The sequence below is a fragment of the Mucilaginibacter pedocola genome, from assembly GCF_002013915.1.
GTDB classification, from domain to species: domain Bacteria; phylum Bacteroidota; class Bacteroidia; order Sphingobacteriales; family Sphingobacteriaceae; genus Mucilaginibacter; species Mucilaginibacter pedocola.
On the sequence record NZ_MBTF01000012.1, the window covers coordinates 40,019 to 57,131 of the forward strand.

At 46.8% G+C, this 17,113-nt stretch carries 15 protein-coding genes; 8 read left to right on the plus strand and 7 right to left on the minus strand.

From position 1 onward, the window contains the following. Positions 1–9: 9 nt before the first annotated feature. The 7 genes from BC343_RS12640 to BC343_RS12670 all read right to left on the minus strand — a co-directional run bounded on the left by BC343_RS12640 (position 10) and on the right by BC343_RS12670 (position 10,145). Positions 10–1,485, minus strand: a complete 1,476-nt coding sequence (locus BC343_RS12640; RefSeq protein ID WP_078348157.1) for a glycoside hydrolase family protein — start codon at positions 1,483–1,485, stop codon at positions 10–12. Positions 1,486–1,510: 25 nt separating this feature from the next. Then, a complete protein-coding gene (locus tag BC343_RS12645; protein ID WP_078348158.1) occupies positions 1,511–2,884 on the minus strand; it encodes a sugar porter family MFS transporter in 1,374 nt (457 codons plus the stop codon). A 10-nt stretch (positions 2,885–2,894) separates the two neighbouring features. Further along, positions 2,895–4,610, minus strand: coding sequence for a RagB/SusD family nutrient uptake outer membrane protein (locus BC343_RS12650; protein WP_078348159.1), 1,716 nt, complete (start codon positions 4,608–4,610; stop codon positions 2,895–2,897). Positions 4,611–4,628: 18 nt separating this feature from the next. Next, positions 4,629–7,703, minus strand: a complete 3,075-nt coding sequence (locus tag BC343_RS12655; RefSeq protein WP_078348160.1) for a SusC/RagA family TonB-linked outer membrane protein — start codon at positions 7,701–7,703, stop codon at positions 4,629–4,631. A 174-nt stretch (positions 7,704–7,877) separates the two neighbouring features. After that, positions 7,878–8,891, minus strand: a complete 1,014-nt coding sequence (locus tag BC343_RS12660) for a LacI family DNA-binding transcriptional regulator (RefSeq protein ID WP_078348161.1) — start codon at positions 8,889–8,891, stop codon at positions 7,878–7,880. Between the two features lie 207 nt (positions 8,892–9,098). Next, complete coding sequence (locus BC343_RS12665; protein ID WP_078348162.1) at positions 9,099–9,659, minus strand: helix-turn-helix domain-containing protein; 561 nt, start codon at positions 9,657–9,659, stop codon at positions 9,099–9,101. A 66-nt stretch (positions 9,660–9,725) separates the two neighbouring features. Next, positions 9,726–10,145, minus strand: coding sequence for an HYC_CC_PP family protein (locus BC343_RS12670; protein ID WP_078348163.1), 420 nt, complete (start codon positions 10,143–10,145; stop codon positions 9,726–9,728). Positions 10,146–10,373: 228 nt separating this feature from the next. On the opposite strand from BC343_RS12670, the gene BC343_RS12675 reads away from it, so the two are divergent. From BC343_RS12675 to BC343_RS12710, 8 genes are all read left to right on the plus strand, one after another. Continuing rightward, positions 10,374–11,093, plus strand: coding sequence for a TylF/MycF/NovP-related O-methyltransferase (locus BC343_RS12675; protein ID WP_078348164.1), 720 nt, complete (start codon positions 10,374–10,376; stop codon positions 11,091–11,093). A gap of 222 nt (positions 11,094–11,315) precedes the next feature. Then, a complete protein-coding gene (locus tag BC343_RS12680) occupies positions 11,316–12,143 on the plus strand; it encodes an SGNH/GDSL hydrolase family protein (RefSeq protein ID WP_078348165.1) in 828 nt (275 codons plus the stop codon). Between the two features lie 9 nt (positions 12,144–12,152). Then, positions 12,153–12,992: an MBL fold metallo-hydrolase gene (locus tag BC343_RS12685; RefSeq protein ID WP_078348166.1), complete on the plus strand. Its 840-nt coding sequence runs from the start codon at positions 12,153–12,155 to the stop codon at positions 12,990–12,992. Between the two features lie 122 nt (positions 12,993–13,114). Then, the gene (locus tag BC343_RS12690) at positions 13,115–13,975 is read left to right on the plus strand and encodes a sigma-70 family RNA polymerase sigma factor (protein ID WP_078348167.1); all 861 of its coding nucleotides are present in this window, start codon (positions 13,115–13,117) and stop codon (positions 13,973–13,975) included. A 105-nt stretch (positions 13,976–14,080) separates the two neighbouring features. Beyond that, positions 14,081–14,410: a hypothetical protein gene (locus BC343_RS12695; protein WP_078348168.1), complete on the plus strand. Its 330-nt coding sequence runs from the start codon at positions 14,081–14,083 to the stop codon at positions 14,408–14,410. Beyond that, positions 14,407–15,063 (plus strand): ATP-binding cassette domain-containing protein, encoded by a 657-nt coding sequence (locus BC343_RS12700; RefSeq protein WP_078348169.1) that lies wholly within the window; start codon positions 14,407–14,409, stop codon positions 15,061–15,063. Before BC343_RS12695 ends, BC343_RS12700 begins: the two co-directional genes overlap by 4 nt. A 91-nt stretch (positions 15,064–15,154) precedes the next feature. Next, positions 15,155–15,940, plus strand: a complete 786-nt coding sequence (locus tag BC343_RS12705) for a PhzF family phenazine biosynthesis protein (protein ID WP_078348170.1) — start codon at positions 15,155–15,157, stop codon at positions 15,938–15,940. Beyond that, positions 15,933–17,051, plus strand: a complete 1,119-nt coding sequence (locus BC343_RS12710; protein ID WP_078348171.1) for a TlpA disulfide reductase family protein — start codon at positions 15,933–15,935, stop codon at positions 17,049–17,051. Before BC343_RS12705 ends, BC343_RS12710 begins: the two co-directional genes overlap by 8 nt. Positions 17,052–17,113: the final 62 nt, after the last annotated feature.

Sequence of the window (17,113 nt, forward strand, 5' to 3'; positions counted from 1 at the left end):
GACTGCGCATTATTCGGCCAGCGGCGCAACTTTTATCGAACTGAACTTAACGGTGCCGTGCTTGGCATACAACCATACAGTGTTACCGTTATATTGGTAAGTACGGTTCACGATGGTACGGCGATGATTGATATCAGCATCCAAAATACCATCCTTCATTACAATATCAATGGTTATTGGTTTTTCCAAACCATTCACGCCGTTGATAGTAGTATTGCCCAGATTCACCGTTTTACTATTTGCCGATAAGTTGAGTTTGTAGCCGCCCGCGCCTTTTTCGTCGCCCTTAAGCAACAATCCAAATTCCTGATTAAGGCCCGTAGGCGTTACGGTTAAGGTAATGCGGCAATTCTCGGGCACATTGGTAATACGTGCGCTTGCCACACCTGCGCCATCGGCAAGGGTAATGCTACCATCGGCAGCAAGTTTGGCTTTATACATCGCTTCGGGCTTTACGGCTTTCATGGCCCCTGTAACGGGTATCATTTCTTTGGGGAATGATGTGTTTAAAGTACCATCCGGTTCCTGTGTCACTTCACGGAACAGCGAGTTGCCACCAAATATTTCGGGCTCGTTATCCTTGCTGTTCACGCGGTTAGGTACCCAAGCAGCGGCTATCCTTCGATCGTTTTTAAACTCAGCGGTCTTCACCACGTTCGACCATGATTCATCCAGCGCCTGGTAGCGTGGCTCTTCCCACGGGCCGTAAGGCTTCCTTGATTTTACGTACGAGGTATTGCTATCATCGCTGTAAACCAAATAATACCAGCCCTTCCAAAAGAAATAGTCGGGGCACTCGGGAGATGATTTTTGCCCGGTTAGTATCGGGTCGTGTAGGGTCCAGGTCTTCAGGTCTTTTGATGAGAGGTGCACCAAACAGCCGTTAAAACGCTTCATCACCGGCTCTTCCTGGTCGCTTGATACAAATAAGTGGAACTCACCTTTATCATCTACAAATACTTTAGGGTCGCGAAAATTGCGCTTGCTATAGCCCGGTGCAGAGGTGTAGAACGGGTTGGGTTTTTGTTTATCGAAATGGATACCATCGTCGCTAATGGCATAGCTTAGCTGCTCGTTTACCTTGCCTTCAGCATTTATCAACCGGGTAGCATAAAAAGCATAATACTTGCCTTTGTAAAAAGCTACCGAACCGGTGCAGATAGATTTCTCCCAGCTTTCGTCGATACCCAATACTACAGGATATTGCTTCCATGTCTTCAGGTCGGATGAGGTGCTTAGCGCCCATTGGTGGCCGCCCAGCCCGTTAAGGCTGGCATGGTGTGCCGAATCGAGCAACCAGTAATAGTAATAAGTGCCGTTGCGCGAGAATGGGATACAATCCCCAACAAAAAGATTGCCTTTGGGCTTAAAGTACTGCATCGATGTTGTCGACTGGATGCTCGGGTCGTATTTAACGCCCAGTTTTTGAGCCTGTAGCCCGTAAGCACCGGTAAACAACAGTAGGAATAGGATGAGTTTTTTCATATCAGTGTATAAGTAAATAAACAAATTAAAGGTCCTTAGGGCTTTTGCCGGCTTGCCAATGGCTTTCGATATCTTCCAGCGAGCGGCCCTTGGTTTCAGGGATGTAATAGTAGCCCCATACTATGCCGACCAGGCATACCAGCCCGTACATCCAGAAAGTATAATCGATACCCAACGTATTCACCAACTTCAGGAAGGTAAAGGCAATAATGGCGTTAAAGCCCCAATGCGCCAGCGAGCCTATACTCATGCCCACGCCACGCACGTTAAGCGGAAATACTTCGGATATCAGCAGCCAGCCCAGCGGCGCCAAACTGATGGCGATAAATATGATAAAGCACACAATGCTTAGCACAGCAAATACCGCCAGGCTTGCGCCCAATTGCTCTTTAAAATGGAAACAGGCACCCAGCATGGCCAACGATGGCACCATGCCGCAAATACCAATCATATAAAGCCTGCGGCGGCCTACCCTATCCAGCAACAGTACCGATACAAAACAGACCAGCACGTTTACTGCGCCAATAATAATGGCCGGTAAAATAGAACCCGTATTGCTTACGATACCCGCCATTTTGAAAATGATGGGCGAATAATAAATGATGGTATTTACCCCCGAGAATTGCTGGAAGAAAAATATACCAATGGTAATGATGAGCGGCGCACGCAGCCATGGCTTAAAAACTTCGGTCCACTTGGTGTTGTTGCTGATTTCTGCCTTCAGGTCTTTCTCCAGCCCGGCGAGGGTTTGCTCAACTATATCAGCATCTTCTACCTTGCGCAATATGGCGGCGCCTTCGTCCCAGCGGCCCTTGCTGATGAGCCAGCGCGGGGTTTCGGGTAAAAAGAACATCCCCACCAGAAGCACAACTGCCGGGGCAAAGCCTACCAAAAACATCCATCGCCACGACTCGGGGTTGGCATCATCAGACAGCCAATAGTCCGCCGCGTAGGATACTAAGATACCTATAGTGATCATCAGTTGGTTAAGCGTAACCATGCCTCCCCTTGCCCGTGTGGGCGAAATTTCGGAGATATACATAGGCACCACATAACTTGTGATGCCTATGGCTATACCTATAATGATGCGCATTACAATTAGCACAGCTACGTTGGGTGCGTAAGCACAGCCAAAAGCCCCCACGGTAAATATCACCGCGTTTACGATGATCATGCGTTTACGGCCAATAGCGTCCGACAGCTTCCCGCTGGTTACGGCACCCAGTACCGCGCCAATAAGCACGGTGGTGGTCACCAGTTCGATGTCGGCATCCGAGAGTTGCCAGTACTGTTTAAGAAAGGGCAAAGCACCCGAAATTACGCCCGTATCGAAACCGAATAGCAGGCCGCCCGTAGCAGCGATAATTGCAATGAGCAATACATTAGTTTTCAACTTCATTATTTAAGTTTTAGTAACCGGGGTTTTGTTTATACAGCCCCTTGCTGAAATTTATCTGGTTGGTTGGAATTGGCATATACTCATCGCGCCCCTTCTGAAACTTAGCTGTTTTTAAGTGCGCGCGTTTTGTACTTTCTGATGCAAAATAGCTATTCATATAAGTATCGGCAATACCCCAGCGCACCAGGTCGAAAAGGCGGTTACCCTCCATAGCAAACTCCAGGCGGCGCTCTTTGCGCAGTGCCTCGCGGGCATAAGCCTGTGTCCAGGTGCAGTTTACGCCGGGTTGGTAGGTTACCACGTTGTAGCTGGTGGCAAAGGTACCATCGGTTTTCTTCAGCATAGCGGTGCTGTTTGCTGCACGCTGGCGCACCTGGTTGATGATAGGCAATGCCTCGTTCTCGCGGCCAAGCTCGATAAGGGCTTCGGCTTTCCAAAGGATAACGTCTGCATAACGGATCAGCTCCCAGTTTTTAGAGCTCGACATAAATGGCGGAATGCGCTGAAACGAGCCATCGTTGTAAGCCGCCAGATCCTTCATGCTGGTAAAATAACCGTAAATAGCGGGTGCACGTGCCCAGGAATTTTGGTATACAAAGGCAGGCACATATTTAAAAGGGTGGCCGGGGATGCCCACTGTGTGATCCAAGCGCGGGTCGAAGGTAGTGGTCAGGAAGTCGGCGCCCGAAAGTGCATCGGTAGCGTTGTAGCCGGTGAACATGGGTAAGCCAGTGGCGGTGGTTTTAAAGTTGTTCACTAAGTCCTGGCTGGGGATGTGTTGCCAGCAGCAGCCGTATTCCACGTTCATGGGGTACGATAACGAGTGGCCAAGGTCTATCCTACCGAAGGTAGTACCATCATTACGCGAGTATTGGATAGCAAATACCGATTCGGGGCCGTTCTCGTAAGCGGCCATAAAGTTTTGGCCAAAATCTGCGGCAAGGTTGTATTTACCCGAGCTGATCACGGCATCGCAAAGTGTGACTACTTCTTGCAGTTTAGCTGCATCGATAGAGGTAACGTTATGGTTATCATCCTGCTTGTATGCCTGGTATAATCTTACCTTGGCCAGCATAGCGTTAGCAGTACTTTTATTAGGCCTGCCAACATCACTTTGCGAGGCGGGCAGGTTAGCTATTGCAAATTGGAACTCGCCTGCTATTTTCTCCCAAAGCGCATCGCTGGTAAGGTCGGTGTTGGAGATTTTGATGTAATCGTCTTTAGATACGGTCTCGTCAAAATAAGGCACCTGGTTAAACAGGGTCTTCAGCATAAAGTAGTAATAGCCGCGCAGAAAACGCATTTCGCCCTGGCGCGATGCCTTATTGGGATACGATGCCGCATCGATAGCATTAACGCGTACCAAAGCATCGTTCACGCGACCTATGCCGTTGTATAGTTGTGCCCACATCCTGTCGGTAATACCGTTGGTTGGGCGGTTGGTAATGTAGGTTTCGTAGTCGTTCCAGTCGCTGTTGTCGCCGGCACCATCGCCGCCTTTGTAAGCGTCGCCGCTGCGGAGGCTGCCCCAGGGCCAAAGGCTGTTAGAGGTGTGTATACTCTCGTTACCCAACGTAGCGTAGGCCGATATCACCATTTTTTCTACGTTCTCGGGCGAGTTCAAGTCGCTGCTTGATACTACCCCCTGCGGCGTTTCGTCGAGCGACTTTTTGCACGAGAAGCAAAAAGTAAGCAGTACCGCCCAAAATAATATTTTCGTTTTCATATACTTTAAGTTTACGGGTTAAAAGGAAAGGTCGAGGCCAAAGGTTACGATGGCAGGTATAGGGTAGCCGTTTCCGGGGTTTTCCGGGTCGGCAGCGGTATAGCCTTTGCTTTTAATGGTTAATAAATTAGAACCCTGGAAGAAAATGCGCGCGCTTTGTATGTTCAGGCGTTTAAGGGCATCTTTCAGGTTGTAGCCAATTTGCAGGTTACGCAGTTTAAGGTACGAGCCATTTTCGATGAAGTAAGTCGAAGTACGGTTTTCGTCGTTAGTGTTAACCAGCGTAAGTGCAGGGATGGTAGAGCCTGTATTTTGCGGGCTCCAGGCATCAAGCACGCGCTGCCCCCAGTTACCACCCGGCCATATCGAGGCAAAATCGGTATAGGTTTTATACGAATTGTATACCTGCAAGCCCTGCACACCCTGGAAGAAGGCAGCAAAATCCAATTTTTTCCAGCGCAGCGTAAAGTTCATGCCGTACAAAAAGTCCGGGTTACCATTGCTGATGTAGGTGCGGTCGCGGTCGTTTATTACGTTATCACCGTTCAGGTCTTTAAAGCGTATGCGGCCCAAACCTTTACCCGGTTGCGCGGGCGAATTGGTTACCTGGTCGGCAGAGGTGAACAAGCCATCGGCCACGTAACCGAAGATAGAGTTGATAGAGCGGCCAACAATGATCTGGTCGGTACCGTTACCGGCATAAGCGGTGTAAATTTCTGATGGCAGGTAAGTTACCTTATTTGTGTATTTGCTAAAGTTAGCGCTGATGCCGAAGCTGATATCATCGCCAATGCGGCCATCGTAGTTCACAATAGCGTCGATACCTTTATTCTGCATCGATGCACCGTTGAAGGTTTTGGTACCGCCCTCGCCAATAACGGCCAAATAGCCAGGAGTGATCAATATACCTGTTGTGTTTTTAATAAAGTAGTCTACACTACCGGTAATGGTTTGGTTGAATAAGCCGAAATCCACACCGAAGTTAGATTCTTTGGTCGATTCCCATTTCAGGTCGGGGTTTTCCTGCTGTATCTTCACAAAACCCGATGGCAGCGTACCTGTGTTGGCTCCGCTGATATCATAAGCCGTACCGCCTATACGGTCGTTATTGCTTAAGCCGTAAATGGCCGAATAGAGGCTGTAGGTAGCATAGTTGCCGGTCTCCTGGTTACCTGCCTGTCCGTAGCTGTAGCGCAGTTTCAGGTCAGATATTAGCTTAGAGTCTTTCAGGAACGATTCCTGGCTCACTCTCCATCCTACCGAACCCGCCGGAAAATAACCATAACGGTTGTTGGCACCAAAGCGCGACGAACCATCGCGGCGTATAGTACCCGATATCAAGTACTTATTATCGTAAGCATAGTTCGCTTTGGCAAAGAACGATAGAAGCGAGTTGGCCGTACCGTTACCACCGTTGTTGATGTTGGTGGTACCGCGATCAAGGTAAGCATAGTCAAGGTTTTCCAGCGCGTAACCCTGCCTTGAAGCAAAGAAGTTTTGGTTGATAAAACGGATAGACTCGTGGCCCAAAACCGCATCTACGTGGTGCTTGCCGAAGTCCTTAGCGTAGTTGATGGTGTTTTGGAAGATGAGGTTACCATCGTAATTCTGGCTGTTCTGTACCAAATTTGATGGGTCGGTGAGGAAGCCCGATACATATGACTTGCGCAGGCTGCGTTGCCAGGTACCTGCATAGTCAACACCATAGCTCGATCTTACGTGCAAGCCGGGGATAACGATCAGGTCGGCATAGGCATTGGCTATGATACGGCCGAAATAGTTTTTGTTCTGTTTGTTATCCTCTATCAAACGCACGGGGTTATGCCTGTCGGTCATACCCGAAGCGGGGCCGCCCCAGCCACCATTCTCCGTATGGATAGGCACAATAGGTTGCTGCACCAAGGCGGTAAACAAAACATCGCCGGTTGGGATGAGCACGTTGGTGGCGTAAGTACCATTAAAGTTCTCTCCTATTTTTAAGCGGTTATTCAAAAAGTTGTACTCGGTGTTCAGTCGCATGGTTATCTTTTTAGCGCGCGACTCCCTTACTATACCTTTATTATCATAATAGCTTAACGAGAAATACGAGTTACCACGTTCGCCGCCATTGGTAAAGGCCAGGTTGTAGTTTTGCAGTAATGATGCCTGCGAAATTTCATCGTACCATTTGGTATCGGCACTGCGCATGGTTTTGGCAGCATCAATAAACTCGGGCAGGTCTACACTGGTAAGCTGCGGATTATTAAAATCGCCATTCCAGGTGTATTTGTATATCTGGTTGTTATTCGGGTTAAATTTATCGTTTACCGCCGCACGCCAGTATGCCTCGCCACGCTGGTTGGTATTCAGCATTTTTTGTTTGGTGGTGTAATATTCTATTGATGTAGAGGCATTTACATCAATTTTGTGCACACCATTTTTGGCACGTTTAGTAGTTACGATGATAACACCATTGGCCGCACGCGAACCGTAGATAGTTGCGGAAGAAGCATCTTTCAGCACCTGGATAGATTCGATATCGTCCTGGTTTATCTCCTGCAGGCCGCGTTTGGTGGGTATACCATCAATAACATACAGCGGATCGTTGTTACCCAGTGTATTGATACCCCTGATGCGCACGGTTGCACCACCGCCCGGGCTACCGTCGGAAGTAATATTTACACCCGGCACGCGTCCCTGCAAAGATTTAATGGGGTTACCCTGGCGCACGTTCTTGATATCCGTCATGTTCACCACGGCTACCGCGCCGGTCAGGTCGGCTTTCTTTTGGGTTTGATAACCGGTTACTACCACCTCATTCAGGTTACCGGCTTTGTAATCCATTACTACAGCAACGGGTTCGTTAGAGGCTGTTACCACGTAGCTGTAAGGTTCCATACCGATGTAGGAGAAAGTAACAGTAGCATTTAGGGCCGCCTGTATGCTGAATTTACCGTTAACATCGGTAGTAACAGTGTTTTGGCCCGACCGCACGGTAACCCCTACCAGCGGGGAACCGAGGTCTTTACTGGTGACCGTTCCGGTCACGGTTTTCTGCTGGGCGTAGGCCCATGTGCAGAAAAGCAGCATTAAAATAGTTAAGAGTTTTTTCATGTATTTAGGGATCGTTTATTGGTTATTGGAATTGTTTAGGAGAGGGTAGCGGCAAAGGCGGTCCGCGCTTTAATCGTTTAAAGTTTTGGGTAAATTTTTTTGTCATTGCTTTGGGGTTTTATAGTTACGGTGTAAAATGCACACTTTAATCGTTTAAAGTTTATGGTAAAAAAATTATTCGCGGCACGAGCGGCCAATTACAAAGTCGGATTCGAGGTAAACCTGGTTGGTTATTTTGTTTTTGTTCACCAGTTCCAGCAACGCATTTACCGCCAGCCTGCCCATCTTCTCTAAGGGCTGCCGCGCATGCGATACCGGGCAGTAAAACAATTCAAATGCTTCCGATTCATCAAAACTGAATACCGAAACATCCTCGGGCACCTTCAAATTCAGCGTGTTAAGGTGCTGTAACCCGTAAATAGCTATACGATCTGTAGCGAAAAAGATGGCATCGCAAGCTACCTTGCTTGAGGTGAGGTGCGTTATCCCCTTTTGTATATCGCTTTTATAACTCAACGGGCGTATCAACGGCATCAGCTTTTCCGATGGCGTTATACCATTATCTTCCAGCGCCTGGCGATAGCCGCGGGTACGGTCAATAAGGTTGGCCATGGTCGAATCGTAGTTCATAAAGGCTATCTTCTTGTGCCCCTGCTCTATCAGGTAACTGGTAGAATCATACGCGGCCTTATAATTATCCAGTATAATGCTATTGGTACGTAATTCAGGGAAATTGCGATCCACCAATACAAAAGGTACTTCCTGGCGTTGCAGGTTTACTATGGTTTTCTCCGAATTTTCTACCGGCACCAAAATCAACCCATCTACCTGCCTGTTTACCAGAACATTAACAAGCTCATCAAATTTGCCGGCGTTCTCGTTACTGCTGCCCAGGATCACGGTAAAATTCTTACGCTTGGCCTCTGCCTCAATGGCACGGGTAATGCCCGAGCTGAAGCGGTAGTTTATATCGGCCACAACAAGCCCTATGGTATGCGTTTTTTGCGTTTTTAAACTTTTGGCGATCTGGTTGGGGCGGTAGTTAAGCTCTTCGGCCGCCGCCATAATGCGTGCAGCGTTCTCTTTACTTACTTGCTTCTCAACAGCCTGTCCGTTAAGCACATACGAAACCAGCGCGGTTGACACACCTACGTGGTTAGCTATATCCTTCAGGACAACTTTTTTCATCAGCGCGAAAGTTTAAACAAACAGGTTAATTGGTAATAACATAACAATGGTAATCACTTTAAACGTTTAAAGCAAATTTATTTTGATATTTTTTAAAACAACTAAGGCTTTTGGGGGGAAACCGATCCCGAATGATGCAATTATACTGCAAATAATGCGCTTTAGGGCAACGCGGCAATAGCGGATTTTGATCATTAGCCCTTAAGATCATATAGTGTCGATGGCCACTCTCCCCCACTCCCCCGAAGTTTTATATTGCCGCGGCGTAATACCCGTTACGTTTTTAAATTGTGCCGATAGGTGGGCGCCGCTACTATAACCCATTTGGTAGGCAATTTCGTTAATGTTAAGCTCGCCGTATTCCAGCAGCTCTTTCACCCGCTCTACTTTATGCAGAATAATGAACTTCTCGATAGTAGTGCCCTCCGCTTCCGAAAACAGACGGCTAAGGTAACTATACTCCCGGCCGAGGTTTGTTGCCAGGTATTCTGAGAAAACAGTAGCGTCATCCGGCTTCAAGGCGCGCACCTTTTCAATTACCAGGCTTTTAATTTCCTGCACCAGTTTTTCTTTACGGTCGTTAAGCAATTCGAAACCAAGTGGTTCAAACACAGAACTAATAGCGGCGATAGCCTGCGCACCGGGTGCCGGCGAAATATTGGCACTACCAAGTTTAATATCATCAACCCGGAAACCGAGCTGCTCTAAATGGTGGCGCACAACCAAAATACATCGGCTGCATACCATATTTTTTATATAAAGGGTCATGTGTTGTGTTGGGCAAATAAAACAAATAGGTTGCATGCCGCACACAGCGGCCTATTTGGCCCAATATCAGATAAGGAGAGAGCGGAGTTGGATCACATAGCTTTTACCCGATGTGCCCGGCGGCCCGTGGCTGTAAACCGGTATAACTGCACTGCTATTTGTTTGGGTGATGTTGAAAAAACGGGCAAAGGAAGGTTGCGGCACAATGGCTACGGCCTGTAGCAGTAAACGCGATGATTCGGGCTGCAGGTTTTCTTTTACAATGTAATTACCATGCTTTTTACAGCAATTGCCGCCGGCTTTACGCTTGTTTGCAGCCTTGCGGCAACAAGCATGTTCGGCACTTATTTTAGCTTTTGTAGCCGAAGCCACCTTTGACCGCATGCCCGCCATATCCTTTGCACCGCAATGTATAAAGCATACAAACATGCCCGTTGTGAGCAACAGGTAAAAAAACGACAGAAGGAAAACAGCCGATCGCTTCATGTAATGCAAAAATAGCCTCGCTTAAGCCAGCTATATTATATAATCCGGTTTTAGAATTACACAATTACGCGTAACAATACTGTTATAATTCCAATACCAGCTGTTATTGCCGGGCAGATTCCGATTTTTATTGCTGCATTATCCTGTAAATAAATTACAAAATACTGTAAAAAACACAGGATAGGCTTAAGTTAACTTAGCTATCGGCACCCGCCATATCTATATTGTATGAATAACTATTTTATTACCAGGCAACCGTACTCCGTAAACAACCGAAAAGAATCGAAACTTTTGGTTTTTGTAAATAAAGGCCTCAGATTTTTAAAGACCGGACTGAACATACAGCAGCAGGATACGAGTGTTGACATGAACACCGTTGAGCAACGTATCAATTACTACCACCTGCTCAACAGCGTGATATCGGATAACGTTCCCGGCGAAGTTGTTGAACTTGGCTGCTTTACCGGCCAGTGCGCGGTACTTTTTCAGAAAGTTATAGAGCAGCGCAAAAGCAATAAGCAACTGCACCTTTACGATAGCTTTTTTGCCACCTTTAAGCACAAAGGCAGCGTGGAAGATGAATTGAAGAAGAACTTCGAACGCGCACAGCTACCACAACCCAACATACATAAGGGTGGCTTTGAAGAAACCCTGCCCGCACAACTTCCGGAACAAATTGCATTTGTGCATATCGATTGCGGTTTCGGCGGCGATAAGTTTCAGCACAAAGCCGTAATGCTGCATTGCTTTGCAAGCATTTACCCGCGTATGCCAAAAGGCGCTATTTGTGTGCTGATGGATTATTATGATGCGAAAGAAAATTCAGAAGGCATCGATATAAACCCCGGTGTAAAATTGGCATATGATGAGTTCTTTGCCGATAAACCCGAAGATATTGTTGCCTTATTTGGCAACCAGTACAACCACGCCTATTTCAGGAAGGTGTAATTTTGTAGCAGCATAGAATTGCCGCTCCCCTTTTGCCGTGGGTTGAAACCCACGGCTACAAAATGAACCGTCGTTACGCGACTTGGACCGTTCGTTTAACAAGCATTACTTACAAGAGGCATAGCCTCGATAAATACTGTAACCGTGGGTTTTAACCCACGGCCCTTGGAGAAGCCCCCCTCCTTTTTTTGAAATCTCCGTTTTTCTCGCCAACTTACCGGCATGAAAAGATTGTTGCTTGTATTTGGGCTGTTAACCGTGCTAACCGCATTCATCCCCAAAAAAGAACTAAAATGGGAAGCCATTGGCGACTCTATCACTTACTCCAACAGCCATCCCGAGGCCTCGCAACACCGTATCTCCGTCGGATATATGGATGATGTGGCAAAAGCAATACCCTACGTACAGTACAATAACCACGGCTACCCGGGCTGGACAGCGAAGGCAATGGCTGAGAATATTGAGAAAATAGGCATCGAGAAGGCCGATGTTTATTCGATATTCCTGGGCACTAATGATTGGTGGGTTGGTTTACCTATAGGCACCATGACCGATTATGAGAACGCTACCGGTAACGAAACCGTATATGGCGCTTACCGTACTATCATCAATAAAATACGCAGTCTAAACCCCGATGCTAAGATCATATTAATGACGCCGCTACAGCGTACCGAATATGTTGACCTGAATAACCCAAAAGTTTACATACAGGGGCAATTTAAACCTAAAGATGGCGTATACCTTTCGCAATACGCTGATGCCACCAAAGCCATTGCCAAAGCCGAACATTTTGAACTGGCCGACTTGTATTACAAAAGCGGCATCAACTTAAAAAATGCAGTACATTTCCGCCGCCTGCGCGACCCAAAAACAGGAGAATATAAAGACTATAAATACCCCGAATACATCGGCATCCCCTACAACCCCGAAACCGACGTTTACCCCTACCCGGTTGAAGCTATGGACATGACCTATGATGGACTGCATCCGTCGGACAAAGGGCATGCAGTTATAGCGAAGATGCTAGTGAAGATCATGAAGAAATTTTAAGAAAACAGGATGCAATTACATACCATCGATACCGGCTTTTTTAAATTAGATGGCGGCGCTATGTTCGGCGTGGTACCTAAATCTATCTGGCAAAAAACAAACCCTGCCGACGAGAATAACCTTTGCACCTGGGCTATGCGCTGCCTGCTGGTTGAGGATGGCGACAGGCTTATTTTGATAGATACCGGCATAGGCAACAAGCAAAGCGAAAAATTCTTCAGCCATTATTATTTACATGGTGATGCTACTATGGATAGTTCGCTGGCAGCAAAGGGTTTCCACCGGGATGATATTACCGATGTATTTCTCACCCACCTTCACTTTGACCACGTTGGCGGCGCTGTTGCGCGTGATGGCGACTTACTAAAACCTGCTTTTAGCAATGCTATCTACTGGAGCAACCCTCAGCATTGGGATTGGGCTGTAAACCCTAACGAGCGCGAGAAGGCGTCCTTTTTGAAAGAAAACATTATGCCGATACAGGAGAGTCGGCAGCTTAAATTTATTGATGCGGAAAATGGCATTAACTTTACCGAAAATATAAAAATACGCCTCGCCTATGGGCATACCGATGCCATGATGCTGCCGCAAATAACCTACAAGGGAAAACAAATACTTTATATGGCCGATCTGCTGCCCTCAGTGGGGCACATACCCCTGCCTTATGTAATGGCTTATGATATGTTCCCGATGAAAACCCTGGCCGAACGCAAAACCTTTTGGAATGAGGCAGTTGAGAACGAATATATTTTGTACCTGGAGCACGACCCTTTGAACGAATGCTGCACTTTACAACAAACCGAAAAAGGCATACGCGTACACGAAACTTTTAGCTTAAATAAACTATAAAATTTATTTTTTTGTAAAGTAAATTATTGCATTTTAGCAACGTGGTTTTTTAACTTTGAGAAACAAAAGCCTACCTTTACACGTTAAAACCAAAATATACAGAATCGAGGTTTAAAAAATAGATGAGACAACTCAAAATAACGCAATCCATTACCAATCGTGAGTCGCAATCCCTCGACAAATACCTGCACGAAATTGGTAAAGTTGATCTGATAACTGCCGAAGAAGAAGTAATCTTAGCCCAAAAAATACGCGAAGGCGACCAGGCCGCATTAGAGCGCCTAACCAAAACCAACCTTCGCTTTGTGGTGTCGGTTGCTAAACAGTACCAAAACCAGGGCCTTACCCTTGGCGACTTAATTAACGAAGGCAACTTAGGTTTGATAAAGGCTGCCAAGCGTTTCGACGAAACAAAAGGTTTCAAATTTATATCGTACGCTGTATGGTGGATCCGCCAGTCGATCTTGCAGGCTATTGCCGAGCAAAGCCGTATAGTGCGTTTACCATTGAACCAGGTAGGTTCGCTAAGCAAAATAAGCAAGGCTTTCAGCAAACTGGAGCAGGAGTATGAGCGTGAGCCATCTCCGGAAGAGCTTGCCGATATACTGGAAACTACTGTAGATAAAATATCTGATACCCTAAGCAACAGCGGCCGCCACGTAAGTATGGATGCACCATTTGTTCAGGGTGAAGAGAATACCTTGCTGGACGTACTGGAGAACCAGGAGCCAAATACCGACTCGATACTGATCAACGAATCGTTATCCGAAGAAATAAAACGCTCGCTATCAACACTTACCGAACGCGAACGCGAGATCATTGTATTGTTCTTCGGTTTGGGCAGCAACCACCCGCTATCGCTGGAAGAAATTGGCGAGAAGTTCAACCTGACCCGCGAGCGTGTGCGCCAGATAAAAGATAAGGCACTGCAACGCCTGCGCCATACATCGCGCAGCAAGATCCTAAAATCGTACCTCGGCTAATACCGGCAGATCAAATAACAAGAAACCTTCGCCCGACAAGCGGAGGTTTTTTTGTACCCAAAATCTGCGTATAAACAATATAGACGGGCACCTTGCGTTTACCGCTTGTCCGCCAACCTTGCGGGCGCACCTATGGCTGATATCCGCAAACTGATCTGGTATTTTTACAAACCCATTTTTATCTGGAATGCCGCGTTCACGCTGGTTTGCCTTGGCTTTATCAGCTTTTATGGGCCTAAAGTGGCAGGGCTTGTTTTCTTCTTCAAACTAATCGGTTTTGCCTCTACCACCTACCTGCAAAGCTATACCGCCAAAAACGTATATATGTACTACCGCAATGCAGGTTACAGCATCAGGCGCATGTATGCCTACGTTTATGGCATCGACCTTGCCCTCTATTTTGCCCTTCTAACTATTTACCTGCGCCTTAAATGAAAACACTAAAGGTTGACAGCGTAGAACTGGAGTTCGACGGGCGCAAGATATTGCAGAGCGTATACCTCAACTGTACACAGGGCGAAGTGGTCGGGCTTTTGGGCAGGAACGGCTGCGGTAAATCATCCTTACTCAAGATAATTTTCGGCACGCAGGCAGCGGGGCATAAATATGTAGGGATAGACGGGGAATACATCGGCAAAGGCTACCACAACAACCGTATAGCTTATTTGCCGCAGCATAATTATTTACCCGGAGGCATTGTTATAGAGAAATTAGCGAAACAGATAGTAGATCCATTATCGTGGAATGAATTTACTGCACTGCCCATTTTCCAACGCAACGCAGGCAAAAAAACACATGAACTTTCGGGCGGGGAGTTGCGGCAATTAGAAACCATGATCATCATCCACAGCCGTGCCGATTTTATTTTGCTGGATGAACCCTTTACCCACATCTCCCCCATCCAGGCCGATGAATTTAAACCCGTTATACGCGCCTGCGCCAAACGCAAAGGCATCATCATAACCGACCACCAGTATTACAATATTTTAGAAGTAAGCGACCGGGTAGTTCTATTGAGCGATGGCGTAACCAAAGCTATTGACGACCGCGAGGAATTGATAAGGTATGGGTATTTGAGCGGGAAATGAGGCATCGAAACATTTGTACATAAATAATTCCCAACAAAATATGCGGCTTTCGGGCAGATGCCTTATCTTGCTTTAATAAACTACGCCTCCTATGAAACTCCCGATATACCAGGCCGATGCCTTTACCGATAAACTTTTTGGCGGCAATCCAGCAGCGGTTTGTCCGCTTGATGAATGGCTGCCTGATGAGGTAATGCAAAACATTGCCTTAGAGAACAACCTGGCCGAAACTGCCTTTTTTGTAAAGAAGGATACCGGCTATATGCTGCGCTGGTTCACACCCGAACTGGAAATAGACCTCTGCGGACATGCCACGTTGGCCACATCGCACATTATTTTTACCGAATTAGGGCATGATGGCGATACCATACACTTCGATACCAAACAAGTGGGTACACTAACCGTAACACGCACCGGCGATAAATACACGCTCGATTTCCCCTCGCGCCCTCCCATTGCCGTTGACGCGCCCGAAGGCCTACTTGCATCGCTTGGTGGCAAAACACCAAAGAGCATCTGGCGCTCGCGCGATTATATGCTGGTGTACGAAAAAGAGGAAGACATTGCAGAACTAACGCCTAACCATGCAGCGCTATCTAAAATAGATACTATCGGCGTTATTGTTACAGCACCCGGCAACGAGGTAGATTTTGTTTCGCGCTTTTTTGCCCCCGCCGCCAGCGTACCCGAAGACCCAGTTACCGGCTCGGCACATTGCAACCTGATACCCTACTGGGCCGAAAAACTAGGTAAAACCAAATTGCACGCCTACCAAATATCGCCCCGTAAAGGCGAGCTATGGTGCGAGCTAAAAGGCGACAGGGTACTGATGAGCGGCAAAGCGGTTACCTATATGAAAGGTGAGATATATGTTTAAAAAAGTAAATATCATCCTCCCCTTTTTACTGATAGCCCCTGTTATCGTTTTTGCCCAGGCTTATCGCATATCCGGCAAATTAACCGGCTTTAAAAATGGCAGCAAGGTATCATTAGTGAACGATGAAACGGAAGCCACGCTCAATACAACCTCGCTGAAACAAGGAGCTTTCGTGTTAGCAGGCAACCTAAACACCGGGCCGATGTACCTGTCTGTAACAGTGCATGAAGGCGAAGATGATTACACCTGCGAGGTTTTTACAGGTAGCGGCGATATTAGTATTAGTGCTGATAAAAAAGATTTCCCCTATGATGTGAAGATAACCGGTCCTGCCGAGCAACTTAAATTCAATGCTTACCAGCAGGCCTTGAAACCCTTACGCATCAAACAGGATGCTTTGATGCAGGCTTACTTGAAAGCTCAAAATGATAAAGCCGCCGCGCATAAAGCAGGCGTTTTGTTCAACAAAGCTGGCGATGAAATTCGTGCCCTGGAACAAAAACTCATTGCTCAAAACAACAATACCTATTTCGCGGCAAATGCCTATTATGAGTACGCTGAGCGCTTACCCGTCGCGAGGGTAAAACAGGTGTATAATGGCTACCCTGAAGCAATAAAGCAAAGCTTTTATGGTAAACGTATCTTAACTTTCCTGACAGACGGAAAGCCGCTACAGATCGGCGATAAAATGTACGACTTTACGGCGAAGGATGCCTCCGGTAAAAAGCAAAAACTATCAGATTATGCTGATAAATTTATCCTGCTCGATATATCATCAGTGTATTGTGGCCCGTGTTTAGAATCTAACGACGAATTACGGATGCTTAGTAAAAAGTATGGCAAACTACTCAACGTAGTTACTTTCTCGGCAGATAAAAAGGCCGTTTGGCTAAAAGGCATAAAAGATGACAAAGTAACATGGGCATCATTAAACGACGGTGAAGGACTTAACGGCCGTGCCTTGTTAAAATATGATGGTTCTGCCCTGCCCTCCTTCTTCATTATCTCGCCTGAAGGAAAGATACTGGACAAATGGGCTGGATACGAGAGGGTAAAAAACGGCACAGGTGAGTTGGAAACGCATCTAATAAAATACATCAAAAAGGTTTAATTATCTCACTATTTTTTAGCTGCCTTTTGCTACACAAACCCGGATTTTCTCCCTATATTCAG